At 27.2% G+C, this 21065-nt stretch carries 25 protein-coding genes; 17 read left to right on the top strand and 8 right to left on the bottom strand.

The genetic code is table 11. The features are described from left to right. Nucleotide 1 precedes the first annotated feature (1 nt). Nucleotides 2-1408, top strand: a complete 1407-nt coding sequence (gene pelF / locus ABCP60_RS03380; RefSeq protein WP_240275905.1) for a GT4 family glycosyltransferase PelF — start codon at nt 2-4, stop codon at nt 1406-1408. 2 nt (nt 1409-1410) lie between these two features. Beyond that, nucleotides 1411-2865 carry an exopolysaccharide Pel transporter PelG gene (gene pelG, locus ABCP60_RS03385; protein WP_343101242.1) on the top strand — a complete coding sequence of 485 codons (1455 nt, stop codon included), beginning with the start codon at nt 1411-1413 and terminating at the stop codon, nt 2863-2865. A gap of 85 nt (nt 2866-2950) precedes the next feature. Here pelG and ABCP60_RS03390 read toward each other — a convergent pair whose 3' ends face one another. Beyond that, complete coding sequence (locus tag ABCP60_RS03390) at nt 2951-4330, bottom strand: DUF4832 domain-containing protein (protein ID WP_343101243.1); 1380 nt, start codon at nt 4328-4330, stop codon at nt 2951-2953. Between the two features lie 239 nt (nt 4331-4569). On the opposite strand from ABCP60_RS03390, the gene ABCP60_RS03395 reads away from it, so the two are divergent. The 8 genes from ABCP60_RS03395 to ABCP60_RS03430 all read left to right on the top strand — a co-directional run bounded on the left by ABCP60_RS03395 (nt 4570) and on the right by ABCP60_RS03430 (nt 11524). Continuing rightward, complete coding sequence (locus ABCP60_RS03395; protein ID WP_343101244.1) at nt 4570-5406, top strand: class I SAM-dependent methyltransferase; 837 nt, start codon at nt 4570-4572, stop codon at nt 5404-5406. A 199-nt stretch (nt 5407-5605) separates the two neighbouring features. Next, a complete protein-coding gene (locus ABCP60_RS03400) occupies nt 5606-5869 on the top strand; it encodes a hypothetical protein (RefSeq protein ID WP_092926167.1) in 264 nt (87 codons plus the stop codon). Between the two features lie 317 nt (nt 5870-6186). Continuing rightward, entirely contained in the window at nt 6187-7449 is a 1263-nt protein-coding gene (locus ABCP60_RS03405; protein ID WP_195237110.1) for a 4Fe-4S dicluster-binding protein, read from the top strand. A gap of 94 nt (nt 7450-7543) precedes the next feature. Further along, complete coding sequence (locus ABCP60_RS03410) at nt 7544-8650, top strand: DUF362 domain-containing protein (RefSeq protein WP_343101245.1); 1107 nt, start codon at nt 7544-7546, stop codon at nt 8648-8650. Nucleotides 8651-8887: 237 nt separating this feature from the next. Next, a complete protein-coding gene (locus tag ABCP60_RS03415; protein WP_166505289.1) occupies nt 8888-9643 on the top strand; it encodes a MerR family transcriptional regulator in 756 nt (251 codons plus the stop codon). 177 nt (nt 9644-9820) lie between these two features. Further along, entirely contained in the window at nt 9821-10339 is a 519-nt protein-coding gene (locus ABCP60_RS03420) for an FmdE family protein (RefSeq protein ID WP_343101246.1), read from the top strand. A 45-nt stretch (nt 10340-10384) separates the two neighbouring features. Then, complete coding sequence (locus tag ABCP60_RS03425; RefSeq protein ID WP_343101247.1) at nt 10385-10975, top strand: methyltransferase domain-containing protein; 591 nt, start codon at nt 10385-10387, stop codon at nt 10973-10975. A 27-nt stretch (nt 10976-11002) separates the two neighbouring features. Continuing rightward, the gene (locus tag ABCP60_RS03430) at nt 11003-11524 is read left to right on the top strand and encodes an ECF transporter S component (RefSeq protein ID WP_343101248.1); all 522 of its coding nucleotides are present in this window, start codon (nt 11003-11005) and stop codon (nt 11522-11524) included. Nucleotides 11525-11632: 108 nt separating this feature from the next. Here ABCP60_RS03430 and ABCP60_RS03435 read toward each other — a convergent pair whose 3' ends face one another. Together ABCP60_RS03435 and megL are read right to left on the bottom strand one after the other, a co-directional pair. Then, a complete protein-coding gene (locus ABCP60_RS03435) occupies nt 11633-13027 on the bottom strand; it encodes a Na+/H+ antiporter NhaC family protein (RefSeq protein ID WP_092926153.1) in 1395 nt (464 codons plus the stop codon). Between the two features lie 89 nt (nt 13028-13116). After that, entirely contained in the window at nt 13117-14310 is a 1194-nt protein-coding gene (gene megL, locus ABCP60_RS03440; protein ID WP_195237117.1) for a methionine gamma-lyase, read from the bottom strand. A gap of 364 nt (nt 14311-14674) precedes the next feature. Here megL and ABCP60_RS03445 point away from each other — a divergent pair, with 364 nt between their 5' ends. Continuing rightward, nucleotides 14675-14896, top strand: a complete 222-nt coding sequence (locus ABCP60_RS03445; protein ID WP_343101249.1) for a hypothetical protein — start codon at nt 14675-14677, stop codon at nt 14894-14896. Nucleotides 14897-15110: 214 nt separating this feature from the next. On the opposite strand, the gene ABCP60_RS03450 is transcribed toward ABCP60_RS03445, so the two are convergent. Both ABCP60_RS03450 and ABCP60_RS03455 read right to left on the bottom strand, forming a co-directional pair. Next, complete coding sequence (locus ABCP60_RS03450) at nt 15111-15584, bottom strand: ImmA/IrrE family metallo-endopeptidase (protein ID WP_195581059.1); 474 nt, start codon at nt 15582-15584, stop codon at nt 15111-15113. 127 nt (nt 15585-15711) lie between these two features. Further along, complete coding sequence (locus ABCP60_RS03455; protein WP_092926145.1) at nt 15712-16104, bottom strand: helix-turn-helix transcriptional regulator; 393 nt, start codon at nt 16102-16104, stop codon at nt 15712-15714. A gap of 225 nt (nt 16105-16329) precedes the next feature. On the opposite strand from ABCP60_RS03455, the gene ABCP60_RS03460 reads away from it, so the two are divergent. The 6 genes from ABCP60_RS03460 to ABCP60_RS03485 all read left to right on the top strand — a co-directional run bounded on the left by ABCP60_RS03460 (nt 16330) and on the right by ABCP60_RS03485 (nt 18810). Further along, on the top strand, nt 16330-16548 hold the full coding sequence (locus tag ABCP60_RS03460; protein WP_240275892.1) for a helix-turn-helix transcriptional regulator: 219 nt from the start codon (nt 16330-16332) through the stop codon (nt 16546-16548). 44 nt (nt 16549-16592) lie between these two features. Next, nucleotides 16593-16844 (top strand): BRO family protein, encoded by a 252-nt coding sequence (locus ABCP60_RS03465; protein ID WP_195581060.1) that lies wholly within the window; start codon nt 16593-16595, stop codon nt 16842-16844. A gap of 12 nt (nt 16845-16856) precedes the next feature. Further along, complete coding sequence (locus tag ABCP60_RS03470; protein WP_343101250.1) at nt 16857-17228, top strand: hypothetical protein; 372 nt, start codon at nt 16857-16859, stop codon at nt 17226-17228. Continuing rightward, complete coding sequence (locus ABCP60_RS03475) at nt 17216-17788, top strand: DnaD domain protein (protein WP_343101251.1); 573 nt, start codon at nt 17216-17218, stop codon at nt 17786-17788. The genes ABCP60_RS03470 and ABCP60_RS03475 overlap by 13 nt, the downstream gene beginning before the upstream one ends. Then, a complete protein-coding gene (locus ABCP60_RS03480; protein ID WP_343101252.1) occupies nt 17757-18470 on the top strand; it encodes an ATP-binding protein in 714 nt (237 codons plus the stop codon). Before ABCP60_RS03475 ends, ABCP60_RS03480 begins: the two co-directional genes overlap by 32 nt. Nucleotides 18471-18543: 73 nt before the next feature. Next, nucleotides 18544-18810 carry an RNA polymerase sigma factor region1.1 domain-containing protein gene (locus ABCP60_RS03485; RefSeq protein ID WP_343101253.1) on the top strand — a complete coding sequence of 89 codons (267 nt, stop codon included), beginning with the start codon at nt 18544-18546 and terminating at the stop codon, nt 18808-18810. A gap of 361 nt (nt 18811-19171) precedes the next feature. Here ABCP60_RS03485 and ABCP60_RS03490 read toward each other — a convergent pair whose 3' ends face one another. From ABCP60_RS03490 to ABCP60_RS03500, 3 genes are all read right to left on the bottom strand, one after another. Beyond that, entirely contained in the window at nt 19172-19399 is a 228-nt protein-coding gene (locus ABCP60_RS03490; protein WP_343101254.1) for a DUF2922 domain-containing protein, read from the bottom strand. 144 nt (nt 19400-19543) lie between these two features. Beyond that, on the bottom strand, nt 19544-19768 hold the full coding sequence (locus ABCP60_RS03495) for a DUF1659 domain-containing protein (RefSeq protein ID WP_240275885.1): 225 nt from the start codon (nt 19766-19768) through the stop codon (nt 19544-19546). A 244-nt stretch (nt 19769-20012) separates the two neighbouring features. After that, nucleotides 20013-20678, bottom strand: a complete 666-nt coding sequence (locus ABCP60_RS03500) for an N-acetylmuramoyl-L-alanine amidase (RefSeq protein WP_343101255.1) — start codon at nt 20676-20678, stop codon at nt 20013-20015. Nucleotides 20679-21065 lie beyond the last annotated feature (387 nt).

The raw sequence follows: 21065 nt of genomic DNA on the forward strand, positions 1-21065 counted from the left end.
TATGAGGATATGTTTAATCGCAGAAGGAAGCTATCCATATGTAACAGGTGGAGTTTCAAGCTGGATTCAAATGCTAGTTAGTAGTATGAAAGAAATTGAATTTGTAATATATGCAATAAGTGCTAAAAATGATGAAGGTCTTACCTATAAGTATGAAATACCAGATAATGTTGTAGAAATTAAAGATATATACTTAGATATAGACGATAATAAAAAGGTTAAAAGCAAAGTAAAATTTAATCTTACAGATATAGAAAAAGAAGTTATAGGTAAGTTTATAGTAGGTGAATACTTTAACTGGAAAGATTTATTTGACTGCATAAATAGACTTAAAAATGTAAATACAGTGGATATATTAATGAGTGAAGATTTTTTTGATGTAGTAAGCGATATAGCAAGTAAATATTATCCACATATAATATTTAACCATTTCTTTTGGACTATAAGGTCTATGATGATGACTGTATTTGAAGTTCTAAAAAGTGATATACCAAAATGTGATATATATCATAGTGTATCTACTGGATATGCAGGATTAGTGGGAGCTTTAGGGAAATACTACAACAAAGATTCTAAGTTTATATTAACAGAACATGGAATATATACAAGAGAAAGAGAAGAAGAGATAATAAAGGCAGATTGGGTTAAAGGTTACTTTAAAGATAACTGGATAAGGTATTTTTACAATTTATCAAGAGCTGCGTATACTTATAGTGATGAGGTTTATAGTTTATTTGAAAAAAATAAAAAGCTTCAAATAGAACTAGGGTGTGATAGTAATAAGATAAAAGTTGTTCCAAATGGTGTAAAGCTTGATAGATTTAAAAATATAGATACTAAAAAAGATGATGAAAGTATTATATATATAGGTGCTATAGTAAGGGTAGTACCTATAAAGGATGTAAAAACTATAATACAAGCTTTTGTAAATGCAAATGAAGAAATGAAAAATATGAAACTATATATTATAGGTCCTATGGATGAGGATGAAGACTATACCAAAGAATGTATAGACCTAGTCCAGTCGTTAGGAAATAAAAATATAGTATTTACAGGGAGAGTAGATATATCAAAGTATATAGGTAAAATGGACATGTTACTTCTTGGAAGTATAAGTGAAGGCCAGCCACTATCAGTACTTGAAGGTATGGCAGCTAAAAAGCCTTATATAACTACAGATGTAGGAGCATGTAGGGAACTTTTATATGGAAATAATGATAATATAGGACACTGTGGAGTAGTAGTACCCGTTATGGGTTATTCTCAAATGGCAAATGAAATAGTAAATCTAGCAAAAGATGATAATTTAAGAAAAGAAATGGGCGAAAATGGATATAAAAGAGTATCAACTTTTTATACACAAGATCAATTTATACAAAATTATAGAAAAATTTATGGAGAAATATAAATATGGCAGGAATTGGATTTGAACTTAAAAAGATAATAGATAAAGACGGATACTTTTCTAAAACTAGAACCTATTTTATGTCTTCATTAATAACCATAGGTCCAATGATCATCTCAATATTGTCATTTTTAATTATGCAACATATATTAAAAAAAGTTGGAGAAACCTACTTAAACATACAACTGTTTAGTTCTATAATAATATATGCCTTTTTTATATCATATATATTATCTAATGGTATAAGTATGTTTATATCAAGATTTGTTTCAGATTGCATATATGAAAAAAAGATAGGATATATATTTGAATCTTTAATAGGAAGTATAATTATATACAGTATAAGTGCATTAATAATAACATCATTATTATTTATAAATTCAACTTTAGATATATATATAAAGTTGGCGACAGTTATGATAACTATAATAATAGGAATAATATGGATAGAAGTGGTGTATTTATCAGCTGTAAAAGACTATTTAAAAATAGTTTTAGGGTTTGTAATAGGTATGTTAATTATAACTTTAGGAACAATATTTGGAATAAAGTTTATAAATATGCCTAAGTTATACATAGCACTTTTAGCTACTTTAATAGGGTATATATTTATATCTATAATGTTTATAGGGATAATTTATAGAGCATTTGGATTTGATAGTTTAAAATTATCAAGGTGCATGAAATTTATGGAGAGTTTAGACAAGTATTTTGAACTATTTTTAATAGGAATATTTTTAGCACTAGGTGCATATTCTCATAATCTTATAATTTGGATGACAGATAGCGCCACAGTAGTTGACAATACTTTTAGAGTAGCCTCATTTTATGATGTTCCTAGTTTTTATGCTTTTTTAAGTGTTATACCAGCAGTTGTAATATTTACTGTAAAAGTTGAAACTTTAATATATCCAAAGTATAAAGAATTTTATAACTTTGTAAGAGATACTGGCAGTATAAATGAAATAAAAAGAGCTAAAAAAGAATTGATAGATTGTGTAGTAATGCATATGACTCATATGATAGAGGTACAGTTTATAGGAAGCTTCGCATGCATAGTATTAGGGTTTAAGTTACTTCCATATATGGGCTTTTTAAGTGACTCTATTGAGATATTTGGTATATTAACACTAGGAGCACTAGCATATATATGTATGAACTTTTTAATTATAATGTTACTTTATTTTGATGCAAGAAGTGAAAGTTTAAAAATAGCAACAGTATTTTTAATAACTACAATAGTACTATCAATAATTACTGTATTTATTGGGAAAGACTTTTATGGATATGGATTTTTCTTTTCAAGTATAATATCTATGGTATTTGCTTTTAATGAAATAAATAAATTCTTTAATAGGATAGAATACCATATATTCGCAGACCAACCAATGTTTAATATAAAGAAAAAGGGCATATTTAGTAGTATATATGGTCTATTTAATAAAAACAAAGTAGTATAAATAAAATAACCTATAAAGTGGGTAACATAAAGAATCCACTTTATAGGTTATTTTTATAAATATATATTATCTAAGTTTTAATATATTACTTAACAGTTATTTCTCCTAATTTAAAGTAATTAGGTATTATTTCATTATTATTAGCAAATTTTATGCTAGGTTTATTATTAGATGGATCTAATATAGATAAAGCTATATTATAATTTCCACTAGATATATGTGAAGGTAATTTTATAGACGTAGTAAAGTTTATATTTCCAGGTAACCAAGTTGTGATATCTTCATCAATATTTAAACTAAAAATAATATTATTATTTTTGTCTATTAATGAAATATTTACAGGCCATTTATAATAAAAAGGAGCCACACCTTCATTTTTTATATTAATATTAAGTTTAAGATTATCATTAGGATTTAAGTTATTATTAAATTTTACAGTATCTATAACATATCTATACCCTAAGGTTTTTAGTACTTTATCAAAATTATACTGAAATTTCCCTTTTTTATCAGCAGGACAATTAGGTCCTATATAGGTTATATGAGTATCTTGTATTTGCTTTATAGTATTATCTATAGAAAAATCTTTTAAAAAATTCATTCCAGAGTTACCACTTGCAAATTCACCACCAGAAGGTGCATTTTTCCAAAAATCTTTCATAGAAGGTTGATCAACCTTTGTTAGCCAATCTGTATATCCATCATTTAGCCAAGATATAAATTCTTTTGTAGAATGTTTATTACCAAGCATATCATTAAATAATCCCATATTATTATCTTTAGCTACTTTGAATGGCCTTCTCATTAATAATTTTTTATTATCAAAGTATTTTACATAATGAGAAGCATAAATATTTGCTATTTCTTGTCTAGGAAATGGTATGAAAAAATCATTTGATTGATAAGTATGCCATTCTCCCCAATGACCTATACTACCTAGAGCTACAAATGCTATGTCAGAAGATTTATTGTATCTATTTGATAAAGCTTTTATGGCTTCTTCGTGATACTTGATTAATTTTTTATTTTCATAGTTTGGGCTAAATCCACTACCATAAGATATATTATACCAAGTACCGTCCTTATCAATTTCTTTATACAACCAGTTAGGGATATACATTTTGTTTTCACTGTTAGGTAAGTCCATAACTAGTCTTATTATTATTTTTACATCTTTGCTTTTCCAATAATCAAAGTTATATTTTTTTTCTATATAATCAAAATCGTATACTCCTTTTTTAGGTTCTAGTTCGCTAAAATATATATTTGCATAAACTAGTTTGTGTGGTTGAGCGTAATCTGTATATTGTGCATCAGGTGCCCATCCCATAAAAGGATTATTTAAAACTGCATCTGATTTAGGTGGAGTATATGTATTTTTAGTATTAGTTTTACAAGATACAGCAGTAGTTGATATAAGTATAAGTGACAATGATGTTAAAAGTGCTTTTATGCGTAGATTCATAATTTCCTCCAAATATTAGGTTCTATAGTTTATTATACCTAATATTTAATAAATTTAGGAATATAAAAATAAGAGTTAAATAGCTATAAATATAAAATATGTTGAAGTTTGTTAAAAAAAATACTATCATTAAATTAGCAGGATTTATAATACAAAGCCATAAGGGTTTTAATCTATAATAGATTTGTCTTTATGGCTTTTTGTATTAAAATTAATTTTTTATTTATCAGAGGTGGAGTATGGAGAATTTAGAGTATTGGAAAAAGGAATGGATTAAAGTAGGTAAAGAATATATTTTAGACAAAAACACAGAAGATAAGAACATAAAGGTTTGGGATGAGTCCTCAAAAAATTATGATGAAACAATTTGTAATAATAGAGTTAAGGATGTTATAGAAAATTTAAAATTAAAGGGATATATTAATGAAAATAGCGAGGTATTAGATATTGGTTGTGGTACAGGCTCATATTCTATAGAATTAAGTAAAATATGCAAAAAAGTATATGCACTTGATTATTCAGATTGTATGCTTAATGTTCTAAAAGAAAAGATAAAAAGCAATAATATAAGTAATATAGAAATTATTAAAGCTAATTGGAATGATATAAACTTAAACAAAGAGAATATGTATAAAAAATTTGACTTAGTAATAAGTAGCTTAAACCCAGGATGTTATAACCAAAATAGTTTATTAAAAATAAATGAAGCTTCAAATAAAAGTTGTTGTTACATAGCAACAGATGGAAAGTCAAAAGATGATGTTTTAGAAAAGGCAGATGAATTCATATTAGGAAAAAGGCTAGAATTTTGTGGAGTAAGTGATATTATATATCCATTTAATATACTATATTTTAGTGGGTATAGACCGAGCATTTTTTATATAGGTACTACTTGGAAATATAAAACAAGTTATGAAGGTTCAGTAAATAAATTAAAAAATAGATATAAAGATTACTTAGATAAGTATGAAATCATAGATAAAATAGAAGAATTTGTTAATAGAGAAATTAAAGATGGTATATTTTATCATGAAAGCAAAGTAACTTTAGGGGTTATTACTTGGGAAGTTATGTAAAAATATAAAAGAAAAATTAAATATCTAAATAATAATTACAAAATTTAGTATAATAGCAAATTTTAATTAGAAATTATAATTTTAGAAAAAAATATATAAAAAAACTAATAATATGTTTATGTTGGTATTTTATGGGTATATATAAACTATCAACAAGAAAGTTGAGCTTACATAAAATATTAGTCAGGAGATGTTAAAAATGACATTTAAATCAGAAGTAAAACATATTGAAGAAGAATTAAAAAAAGATGCTGAATGTTTAAAGTATGAACATGAAAGCAGAAAAGAGTTTAAAGAAGAAAAGCACGAAGCACATAAATTTGCAAAAGAATTAAAGCATCAAATGAAAGAAGAAGATAAAGAAGCAAAAAAAGAAGCAAAAGAAATAATAAGAGAAGTTAAAAAAGAAGAAAAAGAACTAGTAAAAGAAGTAAATAAAGAATTAAAAGATGAGCTATTATAATTAAATGGATAATATATAATGAGCAACTTCATATTGATTGAAGTTGCTCATTTTTTAGTATTAAGAATTATTTATGATAGAAAAATTTTGGACTTTTATTTATATAGTAAATTTATGTTATTTTACTTTTATTAAGTAGATGCATTTTATTAAATATAGATAATTAATAAAAAAATTATAATTTCGTAAAAAAGATAATAAATATAAAGCTTTAAAGGAAATTTATAGAAATATAAAGAATATATATAAAAAGTTTTAGTTATTAATATTAGATAATATGTAAATAATTAAATCATATAAATTTAAGAGGTGATAATATGAGCCATATAAGTGCTAAAAATGCTTATAAAAGCTTAGAGGAAAGATTAAATAAATTTCCGCAAGGGGTACCACCATCTAAAACACTTTATGACATATTAAAGGTACTATTTACAGAAAGGGAAGCAACTTTAGTAGCTCAACTTCCAATAAGGCCCTTTAGAGTAAAAACAGCAGCTAAAATATGGAGTGTAAGTGATAGTGAAGCTTTAAAAATATTAGACTCACTTGCTGCAAAGGCAATACTTTTAGATCTAGAAGATGATAAAGGTAAAAAATATATTCTGCCACCTCCTATGGCAGGTTTTTTTGAGTTTGCACTAATGAGAACAAGAAATGATATAGACCAAAAACTTTTAGGTGAACTTTACTATCAATATATGAATGTAGAAGAAGATTTTATAAAAGATTTATTTTATTCGGCAGAAACTAAATTAGGAAGAGTTTATGTACAGGAAGAAGTTTTAACTAATGATGATGAAATAACTATACTTGATTATGAAAGAGCAACACATATAATAGAAACTGCAAGCCATATAGGGGTTAGTATGTGTTATTGTAGACATAAAATGGAACATGTAGGAAAGGCTTGTGATGCACCTATGGATATATGTATGACCTTTAATAATACTGCAAATTCTTTAATTAAAAATAACTTTGCAAGAAGAATAGATGTATCAGAGTGTAAGGAATTACTTCACCAAGCTTATGAAAGTAATTTAGTACAATGTGGAGAAAATGTACAAAAAGGAGTAAATTTTATATGCAATTGTTGTGGATGTTGCTGTGAAGCATTAGTTGCTGCAAGAGAGTATGGAAGTTTACAACCAGTAGCTACTAGTAGCTTTATACCGTATATAGATTATGATGAGTGTATAAACTGTAAAAAATGTCTAAATACTTGCCCTATATATTCAATAGTAGAAGTAAAAGAATTAGACAAAACTACTATAAAAATAGATGAGGATATATGCTTAGGATGTGGAGTGTGTGCAAGAAGCTGTCCTAAAAAATGTATACATCTAAAAAAGCGAAAAGAAAAAATAATAACTCCAGCATCATCAGCTCACAGAGTAGTACTTATGGCTATTGAAAAAGGACAATTACAAAATTTAATATTTGATAAAGGAGCACTTCATAGTCATAGAGCTATGGCTTCAATACTTTCTAGTATACTTAAGCTATCTCCTATACATAAAGCTATGGCAAGTGATCAGATGAAATCTATATATTTAGATAGATTACTTAGAGTAAAAAAATAAAAATTATACTTAGTAATCTTAAGATTATTACTTAAAATAAAAGAAAAAATAGATATAATTATTATATAAATAAAAGGGTAAGGGGATAAGGTAAATGCAAAAATCAAAAGTATATTTTACTAATTTAAGAACAGACCAAAATACAAGTTTACTTATGAAATTAGAAAATCTTATAAAAAAAGCAGGGATAGAAAATATTGACTTTAATGGAAAATTTAGTGCTATAAAAATTCATTTTGGAGAACCAGGAAATCTTGCATATCTAAGACCAAACTATTCTAAAGTAGTTGTAGATTTAATAAAGAAAAATGGAGGAAAGCCATTTTTAACAGACTGTAATACTTTATATGTAGGAAGAAGAAAAAATGCACTAGAACATTTAGATGCAGCATATGAAAATGGATACAATCCATTTACAACAGGATGTCATATAATAATAGGTGATGGGCTTAAAGGAACAGATGAAGTCAATGTTAAAATAGATAAAGAGTACATAAAAGAGGCAAAAATAGGTCAGGCAATAATGGATGCTGATATAATAATATCTATGAATCACTTTAAAGGTCATGAATCAACAGGATTTGGTGGTGCACTTAAAAATATAGGTATGGGGTGTGGTTCTAGAGCAGGTAAAATGGAAATGCACTGTAGTGGTAAGCCTAAAATTAAAGAAATAAAATGTGTATCTTGTGGTGCCTGTAAAAAAGTATGTGCACATGATGCTATTAGTTTTAACGAAAGCAAAAAAGCAGCTATAAATCATGATAAATGTGTAGGATGTGGTAGATGTATAGGAAATTGTAATTTTGATGCAGTAGGTACTACAACATTTGAAGCTAATGATATATTAAATAAAAAGATAGCAGAGTATACTTATGCAGTACTTAAAGATAGACCACATTTTCATATAAGTTTTGTAATAGATGTAAGCCCTAATTGTGATTGTCATTTTGAAAATGATTTAGCTATAATACCTGATGTAGGTATATTTGCATCATTTGATCCAGTAGCACTTGATATGGCCTGTGTAGATATGGCAAATAAACAAAGTGTAATAAATGGAAGTTATTTAGATGAGAAAAAACATAATACACACGATCATTTTATAAATACACACCCTGAAACTAATTGGGAAGTATGTGTTGACCATAGTGTAAGTCTTGGTATAGGAAATAAAGAATATGAATTAATAGAAGTATAAAACAATAAACTAGCTTAAAGTCTATACTAGATTTGAGCTAGTTTTTTACATGCAATGAAATTATATTAGGCATAAACCTGTTGATAATTCATGAAAATAAGATATATCAATAAGTTTGCAAATGTAAAAAATATATACAAAATAAATGATAAAATTAAATATTTTAAGGTAATTATATAAAAAACTATTTACTCTAACATAATGTTATAGAATAGAATTTCATTAGGAGGTGTAAAAATGTATAAAATAAGTGAAGTATCAAAATTAACAGGCATAAGTGTAAGAATGTTACACCACTATGATAGTATAGGTATATTAAGTCCAAGTAGAGAAAATGAATCTAACTATAGATATTACAGTGAAGATGATATATTAAGACTTTATCAAATATTAGTATTTAAGGAATTAGACTTTAAATTAAGCGAAATAAAAAATATATTAGATGATAAAAATTTTGATATAGAAAATGCCTTAAGGGTACAAAGAAAACTTATAATGAAAAAGAAAGAAAGGCTAGAAAATATAATAGATTCTATTGATGAAACAATAAAAAATTTAGGAGAGAATAATATGAGTAAAAAGAATTTTAACGCTTTTAGTTATGATGATATTAAAAAGCATGAAGAAAAGTACAAAGAAGAGACAGAAAGAAGATATAAAGATAGTGATGCTTATAAAGAAAGTAGGGAAAAGACATCAAAGTATTCAAAAGAAGACTGGGAAAAAATAAGTGAAGAAGCTAATAATATATATATTGAGCTAGCAAATTTAATGGATAAAAATCCAGATGATGAAGAAGTTCAAGTATTAGTACAAAAATGGAGAGATCATATAAGCAATAATTACTATAACTGTACGGTAGAAATATTTAGAGGGTTAGCTCTTATGTATGTAGCAGATGAAAGATTTACTAAAAATATAGATAAGTATAAAGAAGGGCTTGCTAAATTTTTAAGTGATGCTATGAATGTTTATTGTGATAATAAAAAGTAGTGATAATTTTAAAATACTAAAAATATTAATAAATAAAATGTTTGTTGACAAATAATGCATAAATATATACTATTTATATTGAAAAAAGAATTATTAAATTTAGAAATTAAGCCATGAAGGTTTACACGAATAATATAAGTGTATCTTCATGGTTTTTGTTTTTGGGGGAGAAAACTTATGAAAACTTGGGAAGAAGTAATCAAATTTCATGGACATGAATGTCCAGGGCTAGCTATAGGGTATTTAGCTTCTAAGGGAGCTAAAGAATACTTAGAATTAGAATTTTCTGAGGACGAAGAGATTGTTTGTATAGCTGAAAATGATGCATGTGGATTAGATGCAATACAATTAATGCTTGGATGTACTATAGGTAAGGGGAATTTACTTATAAGACTTAGAGGAAAAAGTGTTTATCATTTTTATAATAGAAAAAATAATAAATCTGTTAGAATGTCTCTAAAAAATAGGGATAAAAGCTTATCAAGAGAAGATTATAAAAATCTTTTGATAAATGCTAATCCAAAAGATTTATTTGATTTTACACCAACTAATATAAAACTTCCAGAAAAGGCTAGATTATTTTTATCTGAGACTTGTGAGGTATGTAAGGAAAAATCATCTGAACAATTTATAAGACTTCAAGAGGGGAAGAAGGTTTGTTTAGATTGTTATAGTGATTATAAAAGATTTTTTTAGATATTACTAAGATGGAAATAATTTATCAAATGGAGGAGATATGCTATGAATCAAGTACAGTTTTTTGATAGTATAGCAAAAGATTGGGACAACATAATCGAAGTAAATGAATTAAAAATAAATACTCTTTTATCTAAGCTAAATATTAAAGATAATCAAAGTATATTAGATGTAGGAACAGGAACTGGCGTATTAATATCTTTTTTAAAAAAATTAAATAAAACTGGATTTATAAAAGGTGTTGATATATCTACTCAAATGCTAGATATAGCAAAAGAAAAATTTAAGGATACTAAAAATTTATCCTTTGAGGAGTTAGATGTTGAAAACGATAATATAAATGAAAAGTTTGATAAAATAATTTTATATTCAATGTTTCCACATTTACAAAATAAAACGTTAACTATTAAGTCATTAGTAGAAAATAATTTAAAAGAAAATGGGCAACTTATGATAGCTCATTCTAATAGTAGAGAGTTTTTAAATAATATGCACAAAGAAAAAGATGAAACTGTTAAAAATGATAGGCTTATATGTGTTAAAAAACAAAAGTCATTATTTGAAGATGTAGGGTTAAATGTAAGTGAAGCTTTTGAAAATGATGAAATTTATTATTTAATAATAGATAAAAATTAATAATTTAACTTTTAGGGGGATATTTTTATGAAAACAAAAAAAATAATTTTATCGGGGATATTTATTGCATTTGGAATTATATTACCTATGTTTTTCCATACATTTAATATGGCAGGATCAATATTTTTACCAATGCATATACCAGTTTTAATAGGTGGATTTTTATTAGGACCACTTTATGGAGGATTAGTAGGATTATTAACACCTATATTAAGTGGGTTTATGACAGGTATGCCACCATTAGTTCCAGTTATGCCTATAATGGCTTTTGAATTATGTGCATACGGAGTTATAAGTGGATTTTTATTTGAAAAAACTAATAAAATATATATAAGTCTTATAGGTGCTATGATAGGTGGTAGATTATTTGCTGTTTTGGGGGCATTCATTGTTTCTTTAACTATAGCACCTCAAGTTAGTCCATTTATGTTTGTGTTTGGAAATTTAGTTAATGCTATTCCTGGAATGCTTATACAACTAATATTTATTCCTATTTTAATTAAGTTTACAACTAAAAATCCAGAGATAAAGAGAAGCTTAGCTTCTTAAAATTATATAAGATAAAAAAATAGATTTTCAAAATATTAAAAATAAAAGAGTAGGTAAAAATTTACCTACTCTTTTATTTTATAAAATATAAAAATTTATATATATCTATTAATTTTGAATACTCTCGCTACCAATATTTTTAATTTTACTTTCAGGCATTTCACTAGAAAAATTCCAAGGATCTCTTACGATTAATTTGTTTGCAAATGGTATGAAAGTTGAAAGTAGTGTTGAAACTAATAACAATTGACAGAACCAAACTAAAGGCATAACTTGCATAGGAGATACTTTTCCATTTGTGAAACTAGTTAAAATCAACATTTGAGCACCATAAGGTAAAAATCCTTGTAAAATAGAAGAAACAGTACTTAAAATAGCAGCGCTTCGTCTAGGGTCAACTTTGTATCTATAACAAAGTTTTTTAGCTACAGGTCCATTTATTATAATGGCAACTGTATTATTTGCAACAGCTATATCTGTTAAGGCAACCAAAACACCTATACCAATTTCTGCTGATTTTTTATCTTTAATAAACTTTTGAACAGCTACAAGAAGTGCTTCTATACCACCAGCATGAGTTACCATTTCGGCAAGACCACCTGTTAAAAGAGATAACAAGAAGATATCTGTCATATTTGTAAAACCTGTGTAAATACTTTTTACAAAAGTTAATATTGTCAAATCTCCATAATACATTCCTATTGCTCCAGCTAAAAATATTCCCCCAGTTAAAACTAAAAATACATTCATTCCAGCAACTGCTAATACCAATACAAATAAATAAGGTAAAACTTTAACTAAGTTAAAATCATAAGCTTGAATTGTAGTAGGAACTTCTGGCTTACCAAATACAAATAGTAAAACAATTGTAATAATGGCAGGAACCAAACTTAAATAAAAGTTTATTCTAAACTTATCTTTCATATCACATCCTTGAGTTCTTGTAGAAGCTATTGTAGTATCTGAAATTATAGAAAGGTTATCTCCAAGCATGGCTCCACCTAAAACACAAGCCATTACAAGGGGAAGAGAAGCACCAGTTTTTTCAGCTACTGCAACTGCAATTGGACCAATTGCTGCAATACATCCTACTGAAGTACCTGTAGCAGTAGATATGAAACCAGAAATTAAAAATATACCAATTACGATAAATTGTGAAGGTATGTATGTTAAACCTAAGTTTACTGTTGAATCAACGCCTCCCATTTGTTGGCAGACACTAGCAAAGGCTCCAGCTAATAAATATATTACACACATTATTATAATGTTTGAGTTACCACAACCTTTAACGAAAATATCAAATTTTTCATCAATGGAACCTTTAATTAAGAAAAAAGCTGCTAAGACACCACAACTGACAGCTACTGGGGCTGGGAATTGATAAAAGGCCATTTCTACGCCTTGAGCTTGAAGAATTATACCACTTCCTAAATAAACTGCTATAAAAACTAAAAATGGAATTAAAGCTTTAAAACTCGGTTTGACTTTTTCTTCTTTTCTCATAAGAATTCTCCTTTTGAATTAAAATTGTGACAATTAAGACTTTAAAAAAATTGAACCTAGCTTAATTAAACTAGGTTCAATTTTAAAGCTTAAAGTAAATCTAAGGCTTGTTTTAAATCATCTATTATATCTTCAGGGTCTTCAAGACCTACAGAAATTCTTATTAATCCATCTGAGATTCCAGCTTCAGCTCTTTCCTCAGCTGTATAAGGAGAGTGAGTCATTGAAGCAGGATGTTGTATTAATGTCTCGCAATCACCTAAGCTAACTGCAAGAGTACATAATTCTAAAGAGTTAAGTAATTTTTTACCCGCCTCTAAGCCACCTTTAACTTCAAATGCTATCATACCACCTGGTAAATGCATTTGTTTTTTAGCTAATTCACGTTGAGGGAAGCTTTCAAGTCCAGGATAGTTAACTTTTACTACATTTTTATGTCCTTCTAGGAACTTAGCAACTTCTAGTGCATTTTTACTATGTTTATCCATTCTGATTTGTAAAGTTTTCATACCTCTTAATATTAAGTAAGCATCAAATGCGCTAAGTACAGCACCTGTCATATCTTTAACACCAAATAATCTTACTTGGTTTATAAAGTCTTGTTTACCAACAACAAAACCTGCTATAACGTCTCCATGTCCGTTTAAGTACTTAGTTGCAGAGTGAAGTACAACATCAGCTCCCCATTCTAGAGGTCTTTGTATGTAAGGTGTACAGAAAGTATTATCTACCATAACTATACAATCTTTCTTTTCATGAGCTATTTTAGCAACAGCTTCTATATCTATTAATTTTAAGTCTGGATTTGCTGGAGTTTCTAAATAAACAACTCTAGTATTTTCTTTCATAGCAGCTTTAATTTCTTCTAAATTAGTAGCATCTACAAAAGTTACTTCAACTCCATATCTTGTTAAGCCATGATTTAATAATGCAAATGTACATCCATATAATGTCTTAGACGCAACTACATGGTCTCCTGCTTTTAAGGCTGTCCATAATGCTGAAGATATAGCTCCTATTCCTGATGCAGTAGACATACAAGCCTCTGCGCCTTCTAGTAAAGCTACTTTTTCTTCTAATTGAGCATTAGTTGGATTTCCTAATCTTGAGTATATGTATCCACCTTCTTGAAGTGCAAATCTTCTTCCACCTTGTTCAGCACTATCAAATACAAATGTTGATGTTTGGCATATTGGTGTAGTTAATGCTCCAGATACAGGATCTTTATGATGTCCTCCATGTATCGCTTTTGTAGCAAATCTTTTGTTTTTTAAGTTTTCCATAGTAATTCTCCTCCTAGATTTTGATTAATATAGTAGTGTCTTACTTCATGAAAACGATTGCTGCTGTTTTCTTTTTTAATATAACACTATTGGAATTTATAGGCAAATTAAAAAATAGGTATGAAACTTAAAATAATAAAAATTTTTTAAACTTAATTTAGACAAATTTTGACTTTAGATTATTTAGGCTTAAAAAAAATTTTATATATATAAATTTTACTTTATTTATTTAAAAATTAATACAAATTTTACTTTATTTATTTAAAAATTATTCAAAAATTTAAAAATTATTTAAAAATTTAAAAATAGATATTAAAAATATAACTATGATAAGCACATAAATAGTAAGCTGGAGATATATTAAATGAAAAAAATTATAATAATATCATTTAGAAGATTAGAAAATATTGATAATTTAATTTATAATAATAATTGGACACAGTGCATAATATTGAGAAATAGGTTTAATGATGAAACATTTAAAACATCTACTCAAATAATAAAAGATGAATTAAATAAGATACACAAATTTATAGATATTCTCCACATATTTATATTTATGACCCTATCAAGTAGACACTCATAAAAAAAGCTTATGCGGCATGTATTTCATATTCAATTGAACTCATGCCGCTATTTATTTGTTATTACTAAAAGCAATTAGTCTTAAAAATATATGAGGGATATTAAAACATGTTTTCTATACTTTTAAGACTAAAGCAATAATAATTAATAAAAAACAAACCTATGTTCTATGAAAAGGCAAAAAAATAATTAATTACAGTATTATTGTTCTTTTATTACCAAAACTTATTTAATCTTTTTCTAAAATTATTAAGTTTAAGTTCAACAAATCTTTCAGGAACTTTTTCACAACTTGCTATAAATCCATTGTTTCTACCCATATATTTATAATATATATCATCACTTAGTAAAAGCTCAGAAGCTAAGGTATCAGCTTCTATTTCTAGAGTACCAAGTCTAAAATATGTATAAGTAGCTAAAAATAAAGCATTAGTAGTAGGATGAAGTATAGCATGTCCTAGCTCATGAGCATAAACCTCACGACGACATTCATCATTTAAATCAGGATGAATAAGAATGACTTTATCCCCATTAATCATGCCATAACATCCTTTTAATTTATTTATATCTGTATCATTAGGTAAAAAACCTAATTTAATCCCCATTGCATCTATAAGTTCTTTTGGATCAGAAGTATCATAACAGTATGTAATTCTTCTAATTGCCTCTCTTATATGATTTATATTCACTAAAAGTCCTCCCCCTTTATAATCAATATATAAGTTTACTTATCTTAAGCTATATGTTGGTTATATAATTTATGTTAATAATGACTTTATTTAAGTAGGTATGTAGAATTTACATACCTACTTAAAATTAATCATTATCTTTTTCTAGAGCCATTAACATACCAACCTTCATAGCTTTTAGTATGTGATCTATATCTTCTTTAGTAGCAGGCTTACCATAAAGCATTAAACCGTCTTGTTTTAACATTTCCTTAGTATTTTCATATATACTTTCAACGTTTTTGTTCATATCGTCTTTTAAAGTCTTATAATTTCTAATATCTGTTATACCAAGTAAATAGTCAGTAGATACTTCTAAAATCTCTGCTAACTTTGAAAGTGTAGCAGCTTTAGGTTCTCTAAGTCCATTTTCATACCTTGATAGAGTTGCTTCATTTATTTCAGCTTTTTCGCACAATTCTTTCTGATTCATACCTAAATAACGTCTTGCCTTTGTTATTCTTTCTCCGATGCTTTCCATTAATATCACCTCTAAAAATATTATAGTATATATTTACCAGTAAGGAAAGAAAAATTAACAAATGGTAAGATACAAATATATATTACCATAAAGTAATATATATTTACTAAATGGTAAATTAAAGTGTAAATTTATACAAATGGTAAAGTTTTTTCTTGACTATGGATATTACTTCCAGTTAATATTAAATTACAGAAAGGCAGCAAAATTATGGAGGGGATAAAATTGAAATTAAGATTACTTAAATCAAAGAGGGTACTTAAGGGGTTATACCAATATGAGCTAGCAGAGAAGATGGGAATTTCTCATAAGACATACAACTTTAAGGAAAATGGCAAAATAGTGTTTACTGTTGGAGAGATATTAAAAGTAATTGAATGTTTGGATTTAACACTTGATGAAGCTAATGATATTTTTTTCTCTAATAAATTACCAAAGAGCTAAAAAAAATTAAGAATATGCTGATACAGAAAATAAGGGGGATACAAATGAATGATTTAAAGATATTTTCAAATGAAGAATTTGGAGAAATAAATGTAGTAGTAATAAATAAAAAAGAATATTTTGAGGCTATACCAATAGCAAGGGCATTAGGATACTCAAATCCAAGAGATGCAATAATTAGATTATGCAAAAAAGAGGGAGTCGAGTTTTTAGACGTAGGGGTAGTTAAAGGTAGTATTGATAATGATATGTTTTTAGTAGATAATTCACTATATACTATAGAAAGTTTAAATTAAGGGGGATTTTATATGGCAATATTTAGACATGTAAGAACTGAATTTTGGAAAGATGAAAAAGTATTAGAAGAGATGACACCAGAGGACAAGCTATTTTTCTTATATATTTTAACCAATACAAACACAACGCAAATAGGAATATATAAAATACCTAAAAAGCAAATAGCTTTTGAATTGGGGTACTCAGTAGAAAGTATAAATACACTTATATATAGATTTGAAAATTACTACAAAATTATAAGATATAATCAACAAACACGTGAATTAGCCATAAGACGATGGGGAAAATACAATTTAGTAAAAGGTGGAAAGCCAATAATAGACTGTGTAAAAAAAGAAGTCAAAGAAGTAAAGGATAGGATAGGAGCTTATTGGCTTATGTAGCACAAAATATAGATAAAGAAGAGATAAAAAGAGAGTTTGAAAAGTATATAGACGATACGTCTAACGATTCGTTGGATAGTATATCTACCATAGGTGGGCAAAAAGAAAAAGAAAATAAAAAAGAAAAAGAAGAAGAAAAAGAAAATGAACACTTATCGTATTATTCATCTTTAAGTAAGTTTAAAAAATTATATGAAGAAAATGTAGGACTTATAAATGGTATAGTAGCACAGTGGTTAATAGATATTACAGAAACTATAGATTATGAATTATTTAAAAGAGCTATAGAGATTGCTACAGATAGAGGTAAGTGTAACAAAGGATATGTAAATGGAATAATAAATCAATGGAATGATAACAACATAAAAAGTTATAGTGATTTATTAGCATATGAAAAAAGCTTAAAGAACAGGGGAGATAAATATGGAAAGGGTAGTAACAACTATAGAAACAATGAATATGCCACATATGATGAAGGAGAGGATGAAGACATTTATAGAAAGCTAACACCAGAAGAAATCGCAGAAGTTGAACGAGAGTTTGGAAGGTTTAGAAACTAAAGTTAGTGAGTATAAATGTGATAAGTGTAGAGATATGACCTTTATTATAGATGAAGGTGTTGCAATTCCTTGTGTATGTAGGCAAGTAAGGATAGCTGAAGATATTTTAATAAAAAGTGGTATAAGTGAAGAGTTTAGAAACAAGAGAATTAGCAACTTTGTTTATGATATAGAAAAACAAATTATATGTGCTTATAAAGAAGCTTGTAATTATTCAAGAAACTTTAAAGATATTGAAAAGGATAAATGTAACTCTATAATGTTTATAGGACAAGTTGGGTGTGGAAAAACCCATCTTTGCCTGGCTATAGCTAATGAGCTTATGGATGATGGGGTAGGTGTTGTGTATATGGGGTATAGGGATATTATTACTAAACTTAAGCAAAATATTATGGATGAGGCTTATTATAATAGGGTGATGAACAGATATAAAAATGCTAGGGTGCTTTTGATTGATGATTTGTTTAAGGGCAGGATTAGTGATAGTGATGTTAATATTATCTTTGAGATTGTTAATCATAGGTATTTTAATAATTTGCCACTTATTGTTAGTTCGGAAAAAAGTGTTGAGGAACTTATAGGTATTGATGAGGCTATTGGTAGTAGGATTATTGAAATGAGTAAAAATTATTTAGTAAAGATTATTGGAAAGAAATTAAATTTTAGAATATATGGAAAATAAAATTATAATTATAGGTTGAAATTTGTTATAATTAGAATCAGGATATATAGACTAAACATAAGGGGAGATTAAAATGAACGAAAAATTAAAGCAAGAAGTAATGGATGAATTTATAAATTTATTTAAAGAACTTGATAAAGGTGAAATGAAAAAAGTGATTGAATTTATAGAAAAATTAATGGTAGGAGAGTTAGCTGATTTAATAGAAAAAGGTAAAAAAGAAGGTATTCTTACAAAAGTAGAGATAGTAAATGCTTTTAAAAAAGCTAATCTTAATGAAGTACAAATGAACTACTTATATAATAGAATAGTTGATTTAGGAATAACAATAAGTGAATAATATATAAAACTTAAGGAATATAAAAAAGACAGGCTTTTGTTGCCTGTCTTTTGATTTATTAAGTCATTTTAAATATAAAAAGTACAAAATAGATTTATATTAGTAGGATATTTAGAGCATTTCCTAAAATGGAATAATTATACATTATTATAAAAATTATTTCATACCTATGATAGTTTTAGATAATTCATTAATACTATCAGATAGAACCTGAAGCTTTCCCTAAATCCTTACAAGTAAATACATACTAAGGGCTATAGGAAAGCCAACAGAAGCTATAAGAGTTTGTAATTCAGAATTCACAAAAACACATCCCTTCAATAAATTAAAAGCTATGCTAAAAATAGCATAGCTCTATTAACTATAAAACCAAGTCGTACTCAGTAGTTCCAGTTTCAACAACCTTAGCTTCTACTAAAGATGCAAAGTTTTCTCCAGCTGGTTTAAATATATTTTTAGAAAGTATAGTAGTCATAGCTGTCTTTATCTCTGTTTCAGTTAAATTTTCCCTAGGGTCATCTACTGATATAGAAACCTTCTTTCCAGATGTTGTCATAAAACTCATTAACAATCTCTTTGAAACTTCCATAATACACCTCCATATAATTTAATAAATTTGAGCAACGGATGTGACTGAAGTAGTTCGCCAACACGTTGCTCAAAGCGTATGCGAATGTCATATTGTTGGCGAAATGAAGTAGTTCCCCCACACGTGGCTAAAGCTAAGCGAATTTTATTCTGATAATGTAGTATTGTCTATTATAGCTACTTCAAGTAGTGTATTGTTTTGAAGTGATGCTATAACAGCTCCAACAGCATATACATCATCATTTGTTGCTTCTGGATCTACATTAGAGTAAGTTTTACTTTTTACTTTTGTTTTTCCAGTTACATCATCAAGCCCACAGTCAAATCTTATTTTTAATCCTGATGGATTTTTAGTTGCAGTTACTGCCATAAGTATTCCTCCTTTGTTTTTAGTAACGGGCCTGTTTTTTAGGCCGTTGACGCTATGAAATAGTTCGCCCACACAGTGGCTCAAGCATAGCGAATTTTTTATTGAAGTTTTATACTTCTTGATAATAAGTATAGGTAAAGTGGATTTTTAAAGATATTAAAGTTTTTTATGAAAATATTTAAATACCCGGGGGCTGAAAATGCGACGTAGGGTATTTTGAGTATGAAAGCACGACGTAGGGGTACTAGATTATATAAGTGTCATTAAAGCCTTTGGATATTGCTTTATTTTTAAGGTTTATAGCATTAGTTTTATCTTTAAATGCTCCTATACATACTCTATAAAAATTCGAGTTGGTCATTTCATCTATTATTGATTTATCTACAAATGAAAGTAATGTAGATGATATGGAGTTTGCTATGTCTTTTATGTATTTAGGAGAAGCTAAGTTATTTTCAACAACAGAATTTGATATAAAGTCTATTTCTATTAAAAGAGCAGGCATTTTAGTTTTTCTAAGTACAAAGAAGTCTTTTGATATTTTAACCCCTCGGTTAGGTGTATTTATAGTTTTTGATAAGTTTGAGCATATGTTTTTAGCTAGGGGGTATACTTTACTATTTTCATCGTATATCCATACTTCGCATCCTTTTGCTGATTTGTTAGTTGATGAGTTCATGTGAAGACTTATGAAGTAGTCGCAGTTACATTTATTTGCCAGTTGGCTTCTATAATCTAGTGAGTAGTATTTGTCAGTTTCTCTAGTTGTTATTACTTTTTCAAAAGCTTCTTCTAGATTAGCTTTTATTATCATTCCTATTTTTAATACTGTATCACTTTCCTTTGTTGAGCTAGTTCCTAATGCACCAGAGTCTTTTCCACCGTGGCCAAAGTCTAAGTACCATTTCATATTATTTACCTCCATTATTTTTATTTACAATTTAAGATAAACAATATAAAAAAGTATAATAAAGAATTTAAAATATTAGATAATTCTTATTCATAAATGAAATATGTAGATAGACCTAATTGAATATAATAGTGAAACATAGAGAATATAATGGTAACTATAAAGAGCTATCGAGAAAGTTTGGTATAAGTGAAGTACAAGTTAGAAATATCATCAATTCAAATATAACATATTAAATACAAAGAGGAACGTTTCGTTCCTCTTTACTTGTAAACTTAAAATATAAAAATTTCCTGGTAGAAATATATCATAATAAGCTTTAATACAACTTCTTCCAAATTAAAATAAAGAAAAATGAATTTAAATATGTTAAAATAAAGTAAAATC

Source organism: Romboutsia sp. MSSM.1001216sp_RTP31141st1_G3_RTP31141_220114, assembly GCF_039031195.1.
Taxonomy (GTDB): domain Bacteria; phylum Bacillota; class Clostridia; order Peptostreptococcales; family Peptostreptococcaceae; genus Romboutsia_C; species Romboutsia_C hominis.

Excerpts from the sequence above, each read along its gene's own strand:
- pelF (WP_240275905.1), top strand. The coding sequence starts at position 2 with ATGAGGATATGTTTAATCGCAGAAGGAAGCTATCCATATGTAACAGGT.
- pelG (WP_343101242.1), top strand. The coding sequence starts at position 1,411 with ATGGCAGGAATTGGATTTGAACTTAAAAAGATAATAGATAAAGACGGA.
- ABCP60_RS03390 (WP_343101243.1), bottom strand. The coding sequence starts at position 4,330 with ATGAATCTACGCATAAAAGCACTTTTAACATCATTGTCACTTATACTT.
- ABCP60_RS03395 (WP_343101244.1), top strand. The coding sequence starts at position 4,570 with ATGGAGAATTTAGAGTATTGGAAAAAGGAATGGATTAAAGTAGGTAAA.
- ABCP60_RS03400 (WP_092926167.1), top strand. The coding sequence starts at position 5,606 with ATGACATTTAAATCAGAAGTAAAACATATTGAAGAAGAATTAAAAAAA.
- ABCP60_RS03405 (WP_195237110.1), top strand. The coding sequence starts at position 6,187 with ATGAGCCATATAAGTGCTAAAAATGCTTATAAAAGCTTAGAGGAAAGA.
- ABCP60_RS03410 (WP_343101245.1), top strand. The coding sequence starts at position 7,544 with ATGCAAAAATCAAAAGTATATTTTACTAATTTAAGAACAGACCAAAAT.
- ABCP60_RS03415 (WP_166505289.1), top strand. The coding sequence starts at position 8,888 with ATGTATAAAATAAGTGAAGTATCAAAATTAACAGGCATAAGTGTAAGA.
- ABCP60_RS03420 (WP_343101246.1), top strand. The coding sequence starts at position 9,821 with ATGAAAACTTGGGAAGAAGTAATCAAATTTCATGGACATGAATGTCCA.
- ABCP60_RS03425 (WP_343101247.1), top strand. The coding sequence starts at position 10,385 with ATGAATCAAGTACAGTTTTTTGATAGTATAGCAAAAGATTGGGACAAC.
- ABCP60_RS03430 (WP_343101248.1), top strand. The coding sequence starts at position 11,003 with ATGAAAACAAAAAAAATAATTTTATCGGGGATATTTATTGCATTTGGA.
- ABCP60_RS03435 (WP_092926153.1), bottom strand. The coding sequence starts at position 13,027 with ATGAGAAAAGAAGAAAAAGTCAAACCGAGTTTTAAAGCTTTAATTCCA.
- megL (WP_195237117.1), bottom strand. The coding sequence starts at position 14,310 with ATGGAAAACTTAAAAAACAAAAGATTTGCTACAAAAGCGATACATGGA.
- ABCP60_RS03445 (WP_343101249.1), top strand. The coding sequence starts at position 14,675 with ATGAAAAAAATTATAATAATATCATTTAGAAGATTAGAAAATATTGAT.
- ABCP60_RS03455 (WP_092926145.1), bottom strand. The coding sequence starts at position 16,104 with ATGGAAAGCATCGGAGAAAGAATAACAAAGGCAAGACGTTATTTAGGT.
- ABCP60_RS03465 (WP_195581060.1), top strand. The coding sequence starts at position 16,593 with ATGAATGATTTAAAGATATTTTCAAATGAAGAATTTGGAGAAATAAAT.
- ABCP60_RS03470 (WP_343101250.1), top strand. The coding sequence starts at position 16,857 with ATGGCAATATTTAGACATGTAAGAACTGAATTTTGGAAAGATGAAAAA.
- ABCP60_RS03485 (WP_343101253.1), top strand. The coding sequence starts at position 18,544 with ATGAACGAAAAATTAAAGCAAGAAGTAATGGATGAATTTATAAATTTA.
- ABCP60_RS03490 (WP_343101254.1), bottom strand. The coding sequence starts at position 19,399 with ATGGAAGTTTCAAAGAGATTGTTAATGAGTTTTATGACAACATCTGGA.
- ABCP60_RS03495 (WP_240275885.1), bottom strand. The coding sequence starts at position 19,768 with ATGGCAGTAACTGCAACTAAAAATCCATCAGGATTAAAAATAAGATTT.
- ABCP60_RS03500 (WP_343101255.1), bottom strand. The coding sequence starts at position 20,678 with ATGAAATGGTACTTAGACTTTGGCCACGGTGGAAAAGACTCTGGTGCA.